Raw genomic sequence first — 14,966 nt, 5'->3', positions numbered from 1 at the left:
ACGCTCCGGGCAGAATGCAACAGCCTGCGGCTTCGGGGAGTGGGCGGCAGCTGTCCTACAGGCCAGAGGCCCGCTGGCCCGCCGCCTTGCCGGTGGCCGAGCGCGCGGCCAGCCACGCGGCCACGTCCGGCCAGACCTCCTTGCGCGCCTTGGATCCGGCCATCAGCCCGATGTGGCCACCGGGGCGATCGAGGTGCTCGACGTCGGAGCTGCCCGTCATGTCCAGCAGCGGCCGGGAGTTGGCCGGCGGCGCGATGTGGTCGGCGTCCGCGGTGACGACGAGCAGCGACTGCTCGATGCGAGCGAGATCGACGCGCCGGCCGCGCAGCCTGAGGTGACCGCGGACCAGGCGGTTCTCCTTGTACAGCCACGTGACCCATTCGCGGAAGGCGCGCGCCGGGAAGTCGGGGTTGTCGGCGATCCACTTGGCCATCGACTGGTAGGCCGCACGATCGACCGTGCCGTCGTAGACCGATTCCGCGAGCCGCCGGTAGGTCGTCCACAGGTTCGTGACCGGCTTCATGAGCTTGTTGGCGATGTCGATCGTCACGCCCGGGACTACCGGCCAGTCGTCGGTGACGTGGTCGACGTCGAACGCGTCCGGGCCGACCCACGTCCGATACAGCGACCCGGTCGTGTCGATGGGCGTCGTCAGCAGCACCAGGTTGCGCGCCGGGCTGCGCGCACCCTCGAGGGCGGCGTGCATGGTGCAGAGCGTTCCGCCGATGCACCAGCCGACCAGGGTCAGCTCCTCGGCGCCCGACGAGCGCCGGACCTCGCGCATCGCCCACGGGAGCGCGTCGCACACGTAGTAGTCGAGCCCGGTGTCGGCGTCCTCGGGCCCCGGCAGCCCCCAGTCGAGGAGGTAGACGTCGAAGCCTTCCTGGAGCAGGTACTCGACGAACGAGCTCCCGGGACGCAGGTCGAAGATGTGCGGCCGGTTGATCAGCGCGAAGACGAGCAGCACCGGGACCGCGTGGCGCCGGTCCGCCGAGCGGTACCGGTACAGGGTGGTCTTGCGGTGCGTCCAGACGACGTCCTTGGGCGTCGTGGCGATCCGCACGTCGTCGGTCGTCAGCAGGATGTTGAGCGTCTCGACCGCCGCCGCCGCCACCCGCCCCGGGTGCGGTGGGCTCACGCCGAGCCGCCCTGCGGGTCGCGGGCGTCGCCGATCTTCTCGAGCTCCTGGAGCAGGACCTCGAGCTTGTCCTCGATGCGGTTGAGGCGTCGCCCCAGCCGGTGGACGTCGGCGCGCCCGGCCATGCGCAGGTTGCGCAGGACCATGTCCCAGATCCCGGCGTTGAGCGTCGTGAGCGCCACGGCGTTCTCCGCGGCCTGCCCGAGCACGTCGGTGAAGCCCTTGCCCTCCACCAGCTGCTCCATGCTCGAGGACATCGCCTTCTCGGCGTCGCCGAGCAGCTGACGGAAGGGCGCGGCCACCGGCCAGCCACCCGGGGTGAACGGACCCGCCATGGACGGTCAGTCCCCGTCGAGCAGCTCGCCACGGTGCCCGACGAGCACGTCGCGCAGCGAGGCAGGGCGCCGGCCGGTCAGCAGCTCGAAGGCCGGATCGACCAGGTCGAAGTAGTTCTCGCGGGTCGCCACGCCGAGGTTGACGATCGCGCGGGCCACCGCCTTCGGCGCTCCGAGCCGGGTCAGCCCCCAGACGAGCCGGCGGTCGCCGATCGCCACCACCTCGACGGGCCGCCCGCTGACCTCGCTGACCAGCGCGGCGATGTCGGATTGCGAGAGCGCCTCGGGGCCGGTGACGTCGTAGATCCTGCCCTCGTGGCCGTCGGAGAGGAGCACTGCGACGGCGGCCGCCGCGCAGTCCTGGCGGGAGATCGGCGCGATCCGGCCCTGGCCGGCGTTGGTCACGAGCTTGCCGTAGCGGACCGCCATGACGCCCAGCGGCACCTGGAGATCGGCGTACGCGCCGTACCGCAGGATCGTCCAGGCCATCCCGCTGGACATCAGAGCCTCCTCGGTCTCGCGGTGCTCGTCGGCGACGTCACCGGTCGGATGACCTGTGCACGGGTTGGTCAGCGAGGTGTAGGTCACGTGCCGGATGCCCGCACCCGCCGCGGCGGCGATCGCCGCTCGGTGCTGATCGGTGCGCTCACCGATGTTGTTGGTGCTGATCAGGACCATCCGCGTCGGTCCCTTGAGGGCCTCGGCCAGCGACTCGGGCTCGTCGAAGTCCCCGTACCGGACGTCGGCTCCACGCTCGGCCAGGTCGGCCAGGGCGTGTGGGCGACGGGTGACGAGCACGATGTCGTGGGCGGGCATGCACTCGAGCAGCTGGAGGGCGATGAGCCTCCCGAGCTGGCCCGAAGCGCCGGTGACGGCGACCTTCATCGGGGAAGTTCCTTTCGGTGCGAGGTGGAGTTGAGTGGAGGGCGAGACGGGCATCAGGTCCGGCGGAAGCGCCAGGTCGCAAGGGTGGCGGAGACGATCAGGATCCCGGCCGACCAGATCAGCGCCGAGAGCGCCGGACCCGACGCCGGGGCCGTCCCCTCCATGAGCGCGCGAAGCGCGTCGGCGACCTTGGTCACGGGCTGGTTGTCGGCGAACGTCTGCAGCCAGCCGGGCATCATCGCCGTCGACGTGAACGTCGACGCGGCGAACACGAAGGGGAACGTCACGAGGAAGGCGGCGAGCTGGGCGGTCTCGGTGTCGCGGACCCCCAGCGCGAGCAGCGCGAAGAGCCATGAGCAGGCGTAGCCGAAGAAGACGGCGATCCCCAGGCCGGCGGCGACATGCAGCACGTCGGTGTGCATCCGGAAGCCGACCAGGAGGCCGACGCCGATGAGCAGGGCCACCGTGTAGCTCAGGCGGATCACGTCGGCGAGCGTGCGTGCCGCGAGGATGGCGCCGCGGTGGATGGGCAGCGACCGGAAGCGGTCGGTGATGCCCTTCGACAGGTCGTCGGCGAGTCCGACGGCCGTCGACGACGCGCCGAAGATCACCGTCTGCACCAGCACGCCCGGGATCAGGAAGTCGACGTAGCTCGTGTAGCCCGGCACGTGGATCGATCCGCCGAACACGTAGCGGAACAGCAGCACGAACATGACGGGCATGACCGCCGAGAGCACCATGATCTGCGGCGTGCGCCACATGCGCAGCAGGTGCCGATGCGTGATCAACGTGGTGTCGCGCACGAACGCGCTGGGACCGTGGGACCGGACCGGCGCCGGCGGCGCGGTGACCATGGACGTCCCGTCGACCGGCACGGCGCTCATGCGACCACCTGCTCAGACGCGAGCCGCGGGCCCAGCGCCGAGGGCGCCGTGCCTGGTTGCGCCGAGCCACCGGGGCTCGTCAGCGCGAGGAACACGTCGTCCAGCGAGGGGCGGCGCAGGCTGATGTCGTCGACCTCGATGTGCGACTCCTCGATGCGGCGCGCAGCCATCAGGAGCGTCGCCACCCGGTCGCTGACCGGCAGCGTCACCCGCTGGCCCCGCACGTCGGCGACGGGCGCGCCGGAGCCCAGGCCCGACAGGAGCGCGACGAGCCGATCCAGATCGCCGAAGCTCGCGGCGCGCACCTCCAGGACGTCGCCGCCGACGCGCTCCTTGAGCTCTGCGGGAGAGCCGGTGGCGATCATCCGGCCGCGCTCGATGACGGCGATGCGGTCGGCGAGCCGGTCGGCCTCCTCGAGGTACTGCGTGGTCAACAGGAGCGTCGTGCCCTCCCGCACCAGCTCCTCGATGAACTTCCACAGCTCGATGCGCGTCCCGGGATCGAGGCCCGTGGTCGGCTCGTCCATGATGAGGACGAGCGGCCGGCCCACGAGGCTCGCGCCCAGGTCCAGCCGGCGGCGCATGCCGCCCGAGTACGTGAGCACCAGGCGGTCGGCCGCGCCCGAGAGCGTGAGGCGGTCCAGCACCTCGATCGCCCGCGCCCGCGCCTCGCGGCGGCGCAGCCCGTAGAGCCGTCCGACCAGCTCGAGGTTCTCGCGACCGGTGAGGGTCTCGTCGACCGCCGCGAACTGGCCGGCGAGGCCGATGCGCGAACGCACGGTCTGGGCGTCGCGCACCACGTCGGCGCCCGCGATGCGCGCGTTCCCGACGTCGGGCGACAGCAGGGTGGAGAGGATGCGCACGAGGGTCGTCTTGCCGGCGCCGTTGCGGCCGAGCAGGCCGAGGACGCTGCCGCGCTCGACCGTGAGGTCGACGCCGGCCAGCGCCACCGTCGAGCCGAAAGACTTGACAAGGGCCTCGGCCGTGATCATGGGGGGGTCGCTCATGTGGGGGTCCTTGTTCGCGGTTCAGGTGATGGGATCGAGGACGCGGTCCGCCATCGCGGGCGCTTCGAACAGGGCTCGGTCCATCTCGCGCAGCTCGGGCGAGACGCTCGGGCGAAAGCCCATGCGGTGCAGGACATCGGCCTCGAGATCGAGCCCGGGAGCGATCTCGAGCAGCTCCAGGCCGACGGGCGCGAGGCGCAGGACGCAGCGCTCGGTGATATAGAGCACCCTTTGGCCGCGGGCGCGCGCCTGCGCGGCGCTGAACGTGATGTGCCCGGCGCGCGCGACGAACTTCGACGCGCCCGGCTCGACGACGCGCAGCGCGCCGGCGCCGACGTCCACCTGCGCTCCCGCGGCGAAGGTGCCCATGAAGTACAGCGCGCGCGTGCTCTGGCTGATGTTGATGAAGCCGCCGGCGCCCGGGAAGCGCGACCCGAACCGGCTGACGTTCACGTTGCCGTCGGCGTCGACCTCCGCGAGGCCCAGGAAGGCCTGGTCCAGCCCACCGCCGTCGTAGAAGTCGAACTGGTAGGGCTGGTCGACGATCGCCGCGACGTTCGCGGTCGCCCCGAAGCTCAGCCCGCCGGCCGGCAGGCCGCCGACGCCGCCGGCCTCGACGGTGGGCGTGAACGTGGAGAGCAGGCCCTCCTCCTCGGCGACCCCGACGATGCCCTCCGGCATCCCGATGCCGAGGTTCACGACGGCGCCGGGCTCCAGCTCGAGCGCGGCGCGCCGTGCGATGACCTTGCGCGCGTCGAGGTCCATCAGGGGCATGGCGTCGCTGCTCGTGCGTGCGTCGCCCGAGTAGCTCGGGTTGTAGCGCTCGGCGAAGGTCTGCAGGTGGTTCGCCGGGCTGGCGACGACCACCGCGTCGACGAGGATGCCCGGGATCTGCACCTCGCGCGGCGACAGCGTGTGCCGGGCGACGACGCGCTCCACCTGGACGATCACGGTGCCGCCGGAGTTGTGTGCGGCCTGCGCGATCGACAGCGCCTCGAGCGTCACCGCCTCGCGCTCCATGGTGATGTTCCCGGCGGCGTCCGCGGTGGTTCCGCGCAGGAACGCCACGTCGATGGGCATGCTCGGGTAGAAGAGGTACTCCTCGCCGTCGAGCTCGAGCCGCCGAACGAGGTCGTTCGGCGTGCGCTCGTTGAGGCGGCCTCCGTCCAGACGCGGATCCACGAACGTCCCCAGGCCGACCTTGGTGACGAGTCCCGGCCGCCCCGCCGCCGTCTCGCGGTACAGATGGGAGATGACGCCTTGCGGAAGGCAATAGGCCTCGATGCGATCCTCCATCGCCATCCGGCCCAGGGCGGGCGTCAGGCCCCAGTGCCCGCCGACCACGCGCCGGACGAGGCCCTCGTGGGCGAGGTGGTTCAGGCCGCGGGCCCTGCCGTCGCCCTGGCCGCCGGCGTAGAGGAGGCTGAGGCCGCGCGGCTCGCCGCTGGCCGCGAAGCGGTCCTCGAGGGCGAGCAGCAGCTCCTCGGGAACCCCGATGCCCACGAAGCCGCCCGTGGCGAGCGTCGCCCCGTCGGCGACCAGCGCCGCGGCCGCGCCCGCGCCGATGACCTTCTCGCCCAGCCGTTGCGCGCTCATGCGTCGCCCAGCGCGCACCGGATCGCGCTCGTGACCCTGCCGGCGCCCGGGCCGGGGCCCAGCAGGATGCTGTAGTGGTTGACGTCCTCGACCTCGTCGATCTGGACCTCAGGCCGTGCGGCGCTGAGCTCCTCGATCACCGCGGAGGACAGCAGCGGGTCGTCGTCGAGCATCCCGCGGTGGGCGCGGAGGAGGCGTACGGGCGCCTGCACGCCGGCCAGCGCGTTGCGCGTGGCCTCGTCGAGCAGCAGCTCCCGGCCGTCGGTGCGCACCGCGGACTCCGAGGTGACCGACCGCACGGCGTCGGGGCGGACCTCGTCGCCGGCATCGGTGAGCTCGTACGTGAGGTACGCCTCGACGTCGTCGTCCCACGGCCCCGCGAAGGCCGGATGCATCCGCCACATCTCGAGGTAGTCCGTGCGCCTGGCGTACGTCACGCCGAGCCGGGTGAGCGCCGGGCCGAGCACGGTGTGCAAGGCCTCGTCGGGGTCATGATCGTCGGGAAAGGGGAGGGGCAGGCCGCCGTCGACGAGCACCAGCCCGGACACGCGCTCCGGATGCTCGGCCGCGAACCGCGCCGCGACGTACGCGCCCATGGAATGACCGGCGAGCACCACGGGCCCGACCCGGAGGAAGTCCAGGACGGCCAGCAGATCGGCGACGTGCGCGTCGATCCCGTACGGCCCCGGGAGCTGGGCGCTGCCGCCCCTCCCGCGAAGGTCCGGAGCCAGCAGGCAGGCTGCCGTGGTCGCGGTGAGCTCCCGGGCGACCGACGCCCAGGCCAGATGCGAGGCGGTGATGCCGTGCAGGGCGACCACGACGCCCTCGGCCTCGGCCATGGGCCGACCCGCAGCCGCCACGGTCAGGGCGCCACCGGCGACGGGGATCTCGCACGCAGCATCGAACGCGTCGTCCATGTCGGCACAGACTCGGGCTCGGGACGCGCCGGTAGTGCTGGCCATGGTGCCAGCGCAGGCTGGCCGACGGGTCATCCGGGGGGCGCGGCGCCCGGACCGGCGGCGCACCACGGACCGGTCCGCGCCGCCCGGATGACCAGGCCCCTTCTGCGCGGCCTGACAAGAGACTCACGGGGTCGATCCGTGGTCCGCTGAAACGGCTTCGACCCAACCGGAGCAACAGGAAGCCGCCGGCGGAGGATCGCCGGCGGCTTCCATTCGTCTGGGCGCCGTGAGGACGGAGACGCGGCCGACGGCGTCGGCCGCCGCCGCCGCGCTCAGGGCAGCTCGCGCACCACGATGAGGTTCGTCGCGTCCGGGAAGAACGCCCGCGGCCCGGCCGTCACGACGACACGGTCACCGCTGGCCAGGCCGACCTCGTCGCGGGCGACGTCGAGCGCCGTCTCGGTCAGCTCGTAAGGCGAGCCGCCGACGTCGGCGACGACCGGGTGGACTCCCCATTCGGTCGTGAGCTTCGCGGCGACCCCCGGGTCGTGGGCCAGCGCCAGGATCGGGGTCCTGGACCGGAACTTCGCGCAGTCCCGCGCGGCACCGCCGGTGGTGGTCGGGACCACGAGCAGCTGCGCGGCGAGTTGCTCGGCCAGCACGACCGAGGCGCGCATCACCGTGGCCGACGGCGTGTCTCCCTGGTATTCGCCGACCTGGGCGCGACCGTGCACGACGGGCGTCTCCTCGGCCGCCTCGGCGACCGCCGACATGATCCGGATGGCCTCGACCGGGTGCCTCCCGACCCCGGTCTCGGCGGAGAGCATCACCGCCGAGGTGCCGTCGATGACCGCGTTGGCGACGTCGGCGACCTCGGCCCGCGTCGGCTCGGGCGCCTGGATCATCGACTCGAGCATGTGCGTGGCGGTGATGACGAACTTGCCCGCTTTCGTGGACCGGGAGATCGTGTCCTTCTGCATCAGCGGGACGCGCGCCAGTCCTGCCGTGACCCCGAAGTCGCCGCGGGCGACCATCACGCCGTCCGACGCGTCGATGATCTCGTCGAGGCGCTCGTAGGCCTCGACCGTCTCGATCTTCGCCACGATCGATGCCCGCGAGCCTCCGGCTCGCAGCCGCTCACGGAGCTCGTCGATGTCCGCCGCCGACCGGACGAACGACAGGGCGACGAAGTCGGCCCCGGCGAGCATCGCCGTATCGAGATCGGCCACGTCCTTGTCGGTGATCGCCGGGAGCTCGGGGCGGGCGCGCACGACGTTGATCCCCTTGCGCGGCGCGATCGCGCCGGCCGACACGGCGCGCGCGACGACGTGCCGGTCGCCGGCGCTCTGCACGGCGAACCGGGGCACGCCGTCCCCGATCACGATCTCCGAGCCGCTGGTCACGAGGTGCGCGAAGCCGGCGAAGTCGACGGTGGCATGGCCGGGCGCGGCGGCGTACGGCCCATCAGAGCTGAACGTGACCTCCTCACCGACGAGGACCGGTCGCTCGGCCGTGCTGGCCGAGAGACGCAGCTTGGGGCCCTGGAGGTCGAACAGCACGCCGATCGGCCGCCCGGCGCGCGCCGCGGCCGCGCGAACCTCGCGCGCGCGGCGCAGCAGGTCCCGCGAGTCGCCGTGCGAGCAGTTCAGGCGCGCGCAGTCCAGGCCCGCCGCCACCAGATCGTCGAGGACGCCCGGCGGGTCGGTGGCGGGTCCCAGGGTCGCGACGATCTTCGTCTTCCTGCGGATGGCATGGGTCACGCAGCCAGCGTGCCGCCACCCCACGCGCTTCGAGCTGTTCGCCGGACCGGTTCGGACCGTCCCACGGGTCGACGACTTCGCCGTCGACCCCCGAGACCCTTCGGAGCATCGCGAGGCCGACCCCGACACCCCTGTCGTCGTGCGGCGCGTTCCGCTAGGAGAACGTGTCGCTATCGCGACTGGGGACCCACCTCCGGCGGCGACGGCTGGCCGTCGTGGGCCTGGGCGTCGCTGGCCGCCTACGGCACCCCTAGCCCTGGTGGCGCTCCTGGCCGTCATCGGCGCAGGAGCGGTGATCGATCAGGCTCGGCACGGCATCGACGACGGCGGCCGTTCTGCGTCGCAGGCGCAACCGGTGGTGCAGGCCGTCGCGGACCGCTCGCCGTGCTCTCGACCGCTGCGGCACCCGGATCCCGTGATCCTCGTGCCGGGGACGTTCGCGGCGACCTCGTGGGACGTCATCGGGCCCGCGCTCCTGCGACGCGGGTACTGCGTGTTCACGCTCAGCTACGGCAACGCGGGCACGCTGGACATCGCCGGCTCGGCCCATCAGCTCGCCGCGGCCGTGGGGCACGTCCTGGCCCGCACCGGTGCCCACCAGGTGGCCATCGTCGGGCACTCCGAGGGCGGCATGATGCCCCGCTACTACATCAAGCGGCTGGGCGGGGCGGGCAAGGTGAGCGACCTCGTCGCCCTGGCTCCCTCCAACCACGGCACGACGAACATGCTCACCCTGGCCGGCGCCGCATATGGGTGCACCGCCTGCGCTCAGCAGTTCGCCTGGAACTCGAAGTTCCTGGCGGGACTCAACGCCGGAGACGAGGCACCGCCGCCGGTCGACTACACCGTCGTCCAGACGCGGCTCGACGAGGTCGTCACGCCGTACACCTCGGCCTTCCTGAGCGGTCCGCGCGCCCGCGTCACCGACGTCACCCTCCAGGATCGCTGTCCCGGCGACGCCGTCGATCATGTCGACGTGCCGACCGACCGCGTCGCGGTGCAGTGGGTGGAGAACGCCCTCGCCGTGCGCGGACCGGCCGACCCGCGCTTCCGGCCCCGGTGCTGAGCGGCGACCGCGCCCGCCCGTCCGGCGTCGTGGCAGGGCAACGGCGCTGCAACGGCGTTGCCGTACACCATGAGGCGATGCCTGATCCCCTCGCCACGGACGGCCGGACATGACGTCTGCCGGGCCCGTCGCGATGGACGGGCACCGCGACGGCCCCATTCTGCCGGTCCGCGCGATCATCGCGGTGGAGCACCGGCTGGTGCGCGCCGTCGTGCGGCGGCTGTTCGAGGATCAGCACGACATCTCGATCGCCGGCGAGGCGGCGACCGGTGAGCAGCTGCTGGCGCTCGTGTCGCGGGTGAAGCCCGACGTCGTGGTCATGGACGTCGAGCTGCCCGATGCCGACGGGTTCGAGGTGACCCGGCAGGTGGTCGCCCGATCGCCGGCCGGAGTCGCCCGGGTCGTGCTGCTGATCGACGCCGACAGCGACGACAGCATGCTCCACGCGCTGGAGGCGGGCGCGAGCGGGGTCCTCGCCATGGACAGCGACGCGCCCGAGCTGCTGCGTGCGGTGCGGGTCGTGGCGGCGGGTGGCTCGGTGCTGGGCCCCGACGTGACCCGGAGGGTGATCGCGCATCTGCTGTCCGACGGTCCGCGGCGCTGGAGGGTGCCGGCCGAGCTCTCGGAGCTCACGCCGCGCGAGCGCGAGATCGTGGGCCTCGTGGCCAGGGGGATCGGCAACGCCGAGATCGCCGAGCGCCTGGTCGTGACGCCGTCGACCGTCAAGACCCACGTCAGCCGCGCGTGCCGGAAGGTCGGTGCCCGCGACCGCGCCCAGCTCGTGGTGTTCGCCTACGAGTCCGGCCTGGTCCGTCCCCGGTCCGGTGGCCCGGACCACCACGAGGTCCTCGTCCCGGGTGCGGCTCACGGCCGCTGGCGGAGCGTCGCGCATGACGGACAACGATTTTCGCGCTGAGCGTCACGACGCCAAGGGCCGGAGCCGACAGCCCATTGGGACAGTCGACGCCCGGCGCGCCGGCACGGACCATCCGTGCATGGCAATCAGCGAGATCCAGAGCGTCGCCGAGCGTCCGGAGGGCAACGAGCTCGCGGGGCGGGTGGCGCTGGTCACGGGCGGCACGCGGGGGATCGGCGCGGCGATCTGCCGTGCCCTGGCCGGCCACGGCGCCAGCGTGGCGGCCGGCTTCAGCCACGACCGGGAGCGGGCCGAGGCATTCAGGGCCGAGCTCGCCGCCGGCGGCGCCGACGTGACGCTCCATCGGGGCAACGTGAGCTCGGCCGAGGACTGCCGGCGAACCGTGCAGGAGGTCGTCGACGCGCACGGCCAGATCGACATCCTGGTCAACAACGCCGGGATCACGATGGACCGGATCGTGAGCAAGATGGCCGACGCCGACTGGTACGACGTCATCGGGGTCAACCTCTCCGGCACGTTCTTCATGTCCAAGGCAGCGCTCGAGCACATGCTCGAGCGCGGCAGCGGCCGGATCATCAACATCTCCTCGATCATCGGCCAGACCGGGAACGTGGGGCAGGCGAACTACGCGGCGTCGAAGTCCGGCCTGTTCGGGCTGACGATGTCGCTGGCCAAGGAGGCCGCGTTCTCGCTCAAGCGCGCGGGCCGGCTGGAGGCGTACGGCGCCGGCATCACCGTCAACGCCGTGGCGCCGGGCTTCATCGAGACCGAGATGCTCGACTCGGTGCCGGAGAAGGCGCTGGAGCGGATCCGGTCAGAGGTCCCCTTGCACCGGCTCGGACGGCCCGAGGAGGTCGCCCGTGTGGTCCGGTTCCTCGCCGCCGACGCATCGTCGTACATCACCGGACAGGTCTGGGCGATCAACGGCGGCCAGGAGATGTAGGTGGCCGTCGAGCGAGTGGTGACCATCGCCACGACCAGGTGGCTCGGGTGATCCGGGGCGATCGACCGGAGGACATCCGGCGGCGACTGAGGACCCTGGCGCGGGAGTTCGCGGATGCGATCGCCACGGGGCGGAGCCATCCTGCAACCGACGGCGCCGCCACGGGCGGCCAGCCCCCGACACGTCAGGAGATCCGCATGGAGGAACACGCGTCGAGGCGCTTCGAGGCCTTCGCGGCATGACCCGCCCGCCGCGGTCGGTCGCGCCGCAGCGGCCGCTCACCGCGTTCGTCCTGGCGGGGGGAGCGAGCCTCGGCGCCGTGCAGGTCGGGATGCTCCGGGCGCTCTACGAGCGCAACATCGTCCCCGACCTCCTCGTCGGCGCGTCGGTGGGCGCGCTGAACGCGGCGTTCGTCGCCTCGCGCGCGCAGGACGTGGCCACCGCCGATGCGCTCGCGCGGGTGTGGGCGTCGGTGCAGCGCCAGGACGTCTTCCCGCTGGACCTGCGCACCGTGGTCGGCGGCCTGAGCGGGCGGCGCGACCACCTGGTGGGCGCGCACGCGCTGCGCCGCATCGTGCGGCGCTACATCGGGTTCGAAGACCTCGCCGACTCGCCGATCCCGCTGCACATCGCGACGTACGACCTGGTGAGCGGGCGCGAGGTGCTGCTGTCGGCCGGCCCGGCGGTCGACGCCGTCCTCGCGGCGACGGCGATCCCCGGGATCCTGCCGCCCGTCCAGATGGGCGAGCTGCGGCTCCTCGATGCGGCCGTGGTCAACAACACGCCGATCTCGCACGCCGTGGCGCTCGGCGCCGAGCGTATCTACGTGCTGCCGACCCAGGACCCGATGCGGCCTGGGCGCCGTCTCCCGCGCAACGCGCTGGAATGCGCGATCCAGGCGCTGGGCGTGCGCACCGCCAACCACCTCCAGGCCGAGCTGGCCCGCTACGCGCCCGACGCGGAGCTGATCGTGCTTCCGGCGCCGAGCGACCAGCAGGTCCGGCCCACCGACTTCGGTCAGGCGCGGCGTCTCACGGCCGATGCGCTGGCGGGCGCGCGGATGACGCTCGCGCTCGGCGGCGCCTCGGGCTGGGCCGGCGCGGCGCTGACCCACCTGTACGCCGTGCCCCCGCCCAGCTGAGAGTGAGGAGCCCGGCGGCGGCGGGGCCGTGTCACCCCAAGGCGAACGGGTCTCGGGCCTCGGCGTCGTCGAGCGCCACCCAGACCGTCTTGGTCTCGGTGAACTCGTACACCGCCTCGTGGCCGTTCTCCCGGCCGATCCCGCTCATCTTGAAGCCGCCGAAGGGCGCGTTGGGCGCGACCATCCGGTACGTGTTGACCCAGACGCTCCCGGCCTGCAGGCGGTGCGCGACGCGATGCGCCCGCCGGACGCTCTCGGTCCAGACGCCGGCGGCGAGGCCGAACTCCGAGCTGTTGGCCAGCGCCACGGCCTCGTCCTCGTCGTCGAAGGCGAGGACTGACAGGACCGGGCCGAAGACCTCCTCCCGCGCGATCTCCATGTCCGGGCCGACGTCGGTGAGGATCGTCGGCTCGTAGAACAGGCCGCCGAGCGACGCGGACACGCACGCGCCATGGGCGACGGTGGCGCCCTCGGCGCGCGCCCGGTCGATCAGCCCCGAGACCTTCTCGAGCTGCGGCGCGTTCGCGAGCGGCCCCATCTCGCTGTCGGCGGCCATCGGGTCGCCGAGCTTGATCGCCGTCGCCAGCGTCACGAGCCGGTCGACGACGGCGTCGTGGACGTCGCGATGGACGAGCAGCCGCGAGCCGGCGACGCACGTCTGGCCCGTGGCGGCGAACACGCCGGCGACGATGCCGGTGGCCGCCGCGTCGAGATCGGCGTCGGGGAAGACCAGCTGGGCCGACTTGCCGCCGAGCTCGAGCGCGACGCGCGTCATGTTGTCCATCGCCGCCTTGCCCACGGCGATGCCGGTCTGCGTCGAGCCGGTGAACGTCACCTTGTCGACGCCGGGGTGCGAGACGAGCCACTGGCCGACCTGCGGGGCGACGCCGGTGACGACGTTGAAGACGCCCGCGGGGAACCCGGCCCGCTCGACGCAGCGGGCGAGCTCCAGGGTCGAGATCGGCGTGTAGGGCGACGGCTTGGCGACGACCGTGCAGCCGGCCGCCAGCGCGGGCGCCAGCTTCCACGTCAGGAGCATCAGCGGGGAGTTCCACGCCATGATCGCCCCGACGACGCCCACCGGCTCGCGCCGCGTGTACAGGAAGTAGCCGGGCTTGTGGGACGGGATCGACGCGCCCTCCAGCTTGTCGGCCATCCCGGCGAAGTAGTTGTAGTAGTCGGCCAGGGCCCTGGCCTGGCCCAGCGTCTCCCGCAGGAGCTTGCCGTTGCCGCGGGTCTCGACCGCGGCCAGGTGCTCGGCCTCCTCGGCCAGCACGGTCGCCAGCCGCCGCATGCACGCGGCGCGGTCCGCTCCGGTCATCTTGCCCCAGGGTCCGGCGAGCGCCGCGCGCGCGGCCGCGACGGCGCGGTCGACGTCCTCCCGTCCCGCCTCGGGCGCCCGTGCCCACGGCTTGCCGGTGAAGGGGTTCAGCGCCTCGTAGGTCGCTCCCCCGACGGCGGGGCTGCGCTCGCCGCCGATCGCGAGGTCGTAGGTGGTGAGCTCGTCGGAGGAGATCATCGGGACGCCTCCAGCGCCTCGGCGCGGCCCCGGAGGACGTCGGCCATCCGCACCACGTCGTCCTCGCCGTAGCCGCTGGCGGCGGCCAGCGTGAGCGCCTCGTCGGCGACTGCGACCGAGAGCATCGGCACGTCGGTGCTGCGACCCAGCTCCAGCGCCAGGCCGAGATCCTTCTTGAGCAGGCGCACCGTGAAGAAGACCTCCACGGAGTCGGGGTCGAGGAAGGCCTCGCGCTTGTAGGTGATGTAGGGCGATCCGATGGCGCTGTCGGCCAGCACGTCGAGGGCGCGGTCGCCGGCGATGCCGCTGCGCTCGGCGGCCACGAGGACCTCCGACAGCGCGAGGTTCGTCACGCCGATGAGCGCGTTGACCGCGAGCTTCATGGCCGCTCCGGCGCCGGAGTCGCCGAGGTGGTGTTGAGCCCGGGTCATGGCGCTCAGCACCGGCCGCGCGCGCTCGAAGGCCGCGGCCCCGCCGCCGACCATCGCCACGAGCTGCGCGGCGCGGGCGGCGGGGATGCTGCCCGAGACCGGGGAGTCGAGCAGCTCCGCGCCGCGCTCCGCGCAGCGCGCCGCGAGCCGCCGCGCCAGCTCCGGGCCGATCGTGCTCATCTCGAGGACCAGATCGCCGGTCGAGAGCCCGGCCAGCACGCCGTCGTCGCCGTGGTAGACCGCCTCGGCGGCCGGGCCGTCGGCGATCATCGTGATGGTGACGTCGGCCGCCGCGGCGACCGCCGCCGGCGTGTCGGCCACCGCGGCGCCGCGGGCCGCGAAGGGCGCGCAGTGCTCGACCGTGCGGTTGTAGACCGTCACGGGGAACCCGGCGTCGAGGAGGTTGCCGACCATCGGGCGTCCCATCCGTCCCAGGCCGACGAAGCCGACATGCGGCTGGTCTGGTTGCTGTGCTTGCACGA

14 protein-coding genes are annotated in these 14,966 nt (G+C 72.8%); 4 read left to right on the top strand and 10 right to left on the bottom strand.

Annotation, left to right across the window (positions count from 1 at the left end):
- Positions 1-55: 55 nt before the first annotated feature.
- From VK501_RS10160 to pyk, 8 genes are all read right to left on the bottom strand, one after another.
- Positions 56-1,138 (bottom strand): alpha/beta fold hydrolase, encoded by a 1,083-nt coding sequence (locus tag VK501_RS10160; RefSeq protein WP_324337235.1) that lies wholly within the window; start codon positions 1,136-1,138, stop codon positions 56-58.
- The gene (locus tag VK501_RS10155) at positions 1,135-1,473 is read right to left on the bottom strand and encodes a hypothetical protein (protein ID WP_324337232.1); all 339 of its coding nucleotides are present in this window, start codon (positions 1,471-1,473) and stop codon (positions 1,135-1,137) included. The genes VK501_RS10160 and VK501_RS10155 overlap by 4 nt, the downstream gene beginning before the upstream one ends.
- A 6-nt stretch (positions 1,474-1,479) precedes the next feature.
- A complete protein-coding gene (locus tag VK501_RS10150; RefSeq protein WP_324337230.1) occupies positions 1,480-2,358 on the bottom strand; it encodes an NAD(P)H-binding protein in 879 nt (292 codons plus the stop codon).
- Between the two features lie 53 nt (positions 2,359-2,411).
- Positions 2,412-3,242 carry an ABC transporter permease gene (locus tag VK501_RS10145; protein WP_324337229.1) on the bottom strand — a complete coding sequence of 277 codons (831 nt, stop codon included), beginning with the start codon at positions 3,240-3,242 and terminating at the stop codon, positions 2,412-2,414.
- Positions 3,239-4,249 carry an ATP-binding cassette domain-containing protein gene (locus VK501_RS10140; protein ID WP_324337227.1) on the bottom strand — a complete coding sequence of 337 codons (1,011 nt, stop codon included), beginning with the start codon at positions 4,247-4,249 and terminating at the stop codon, positions 3,239-3,241. The genes VK501_RS10145 and VK501_RS10140 overlap by 4 nt, the downstream gene beginning before the upstream one ends.
- A 21-nt stretch (positions 4,250-4,270) precedes the next feature.
- On the bottom strand, positions 4,271-5,845 hold the full coding sequence (locus VK501_RS10135; RefSeq protein ID WP_324337225.1) for an acyl CoA:acetate/3-ketoacid CoA transferase: 1,575 nt from the start codon (positions 5,843-5,845) through the stop codon (positions 4,271-4,273).
- Entirely contained in the window at positions 5,842-6,762 is a 921-nt protein-coding gene (locus VK501_RS10130) for an alpha/beta hydrolase (protein WP_324337223.1), read from the bottom strand. The genes VK501_RS10135 and VK501_RS10130 overlap by 4 nt, the downstream gene beginning before the upstream one ends.
- 317 nt (positions 6,763-7,079) lie before the next feature.
- On the bottom strand, positions 7,080-8,507 hold the full coding sequence (gene pyk / locus VK501_RS10125; RefSeq protein WP_324337221.1) for a pyruvate kinase: 1,428 nt from the start codon (positions 8,505-8,507) through the stop codon (positions 7,080-7,082).
- Between the two features lie 259 nt (positions 8,508-8,766).
- On the opposite strand from pyk, the gene VK501_RS10120 reads away from it, so the two are divergent.
- The 4 genes from VK501_RS10120 (at position 8,767) to VK501_RS10105 (ending at position 12,534) form a co-directional block, all read left to right on the top strand.
- On the top strand, positions 8,767-9,573 hold the full coding sequence (locus VK501_RS10120) for an esterase/lipase family protein (RefSeq protein ID WP_324337219.1): 807 nt from the start codon (positions 8,767-8,769) through the stop codon (positions 9,571-9,573).
- A gap of 109 nt (positions 9,574-9,682) precedes the next feature.
- Positions 9,683-10,489 carry a response regulator transcription factor gene (locus VK501_RS10115; RefSeq protein ID WP_324337217.1) on the top strand — a complete coding sequence of 269 codons (807 nt, stop codon included), beginning with the start codon at positions 9,683-9,685 and terminating at the stop codon, positions 10,487-10,489.
- Between the two features lie 79 nt (positions 10,490-10,568).
- Positions 10,569-11,393: a beta-ketoacyl-ACP reductase gene (locus tag VK501_RS10110; RefSeq protein ID WP_324337215.1), complete on the top strand. Its 825-nt coding sequence runs from the start codon at positions 10,569-10,571 to the stop codon at positions 11,391-11,393.
- Between the two features lie 238 nt (positions 11,394-11,631).
- On the top strand, positions 11,632-12,534 hold the full coding sequence (locus VK501_RS10105; protein ID WP_324337212.1) for a patatin-like phospholipase family protein: 903 nt from the start codon (positions 11,632-11,634) through the stop codon (positions 12,532-12,534).
- A 31-nt stretch (positions 12,535-12,565) separates the two neighbouring features.
- Here VK501_RS10105 and VK501_RS10100 read toward each other — a convergent pair whose 3' ends face one another.
- Together VK501_RS10100 and VK501_RS10095 are read right to left on the bottom strand one after the other, a co-directional pair.
- Positions 12,566-14,053: an aldehyde dehydrogenase gene (locus VK501_RS10100; RefSeq protein ID WP_324337210.1), complete on the bottom strand. Its 1,488-nt coding sequence runs from the start codon at positions 14,051-14,053 to the stop codon at positions 12,566-12,568.
- Complete coding sequence (locus tag VK501_RS10095; RefSeq protein WP_324337208.1) at positions 14,050-14,964, bottom strand: NAD(P)-dependent oxidoreductase; 915 nt, start codon at positions 14,962-14,964, stop codon at positions 14,050-14,052. The genes VK501_RS10100 and VK501_RS10095 overlap by 4 nt, the downstream gene beginning before the upstream one ends.
- Positions 14,965-14,966: the final 2 nt, after the last annotated feature.

Source organism: Baekduia sp., assembly GCF_035318805.1.
In the GTDB taxonomy this organism is placed as follows: domain Bacteria; phylum Actinomycetota; class Thermoleophilia; order Solirubrobacterales; family Solirubrobacteraceae; genus Baekduia.
This window is presented reverse-complemented; position numbering and strand designations above follow the sequence as displayed.

Bases quoted from the DNA above. Each gene is read 5' to 3' on its own strand.
- VK501_RS10155 (WP_324337232.1), bottom strand. From the start codon at position 1,473: ATGGCGGGTCCGTTCACCCCGGGTGGCTGGCCGGTGGCCGCGCCCTTC.
- VK501_RS10150 (WP_324337230.1), bottom strand. From the start codon at position 2,358: ATGAAGGTCGCCGTCACCGGCGCTTCGGGCCAGCTCGGGAGGCTCATC.
- VK501_RS10145 (WP_324337229.1), bottom strand. From the start codon at position 3,242: ATGAGCGCCGTGCCGGTCGACGGGACGTCCATGGTCACCGCGCCGCCG.
- VK501_RS10140 (WP_324337227.1), bottom strand. From the start codon at position 4,249: ATGAGCGACCCCCCCATGATCACGGCCGAGGCCCTTGTCAAGTCTTTC.
- VK501_RS10135 (WP_324337225.1), bottom strand. From the start codon at position 5,845: ATGAGCGCGCAACGGCTGGGCGAGAAGGTCATCGGCGCGGGCGCGGCC.
- VK501_RS10130 (WP_324337223.1), bottom strand. From the start codon at position 6,762: ATGGACGACGCGTTCGATGCTGCGTGCGAGATCCCCGTCGCCGGTGGC.
- VK501_RS10115 (WP_324337217.1), top strand. From the start codon at position 9,683: ATGACGTCTGCCGGGCCCGTCGCGATGGACGGGCACCGCGACGGCCCC.
- VK501_RS10110 (WP_324337215.1), top strand. From the start codon at position 10,569: ATGGCAATCAGCGAGATCCAGAGCGTCGCCGAGCGTCCGGAGGGCAAC.
- VK501_RS10105 (WP_324337212.1), top strand. From the start codon at position 11,632: ATGACCCGCCCGCCGCGGTCGGTCGCGCCGCAGCGGCCGCTCACCGCG.
- VK501_RS10100 (WP_324337210.1), bottom strand. From the start codon at position 14,053: ATGATCTCCTCCGACGAGCTCACCACCTACGACCTCGCGATCGGCGGC.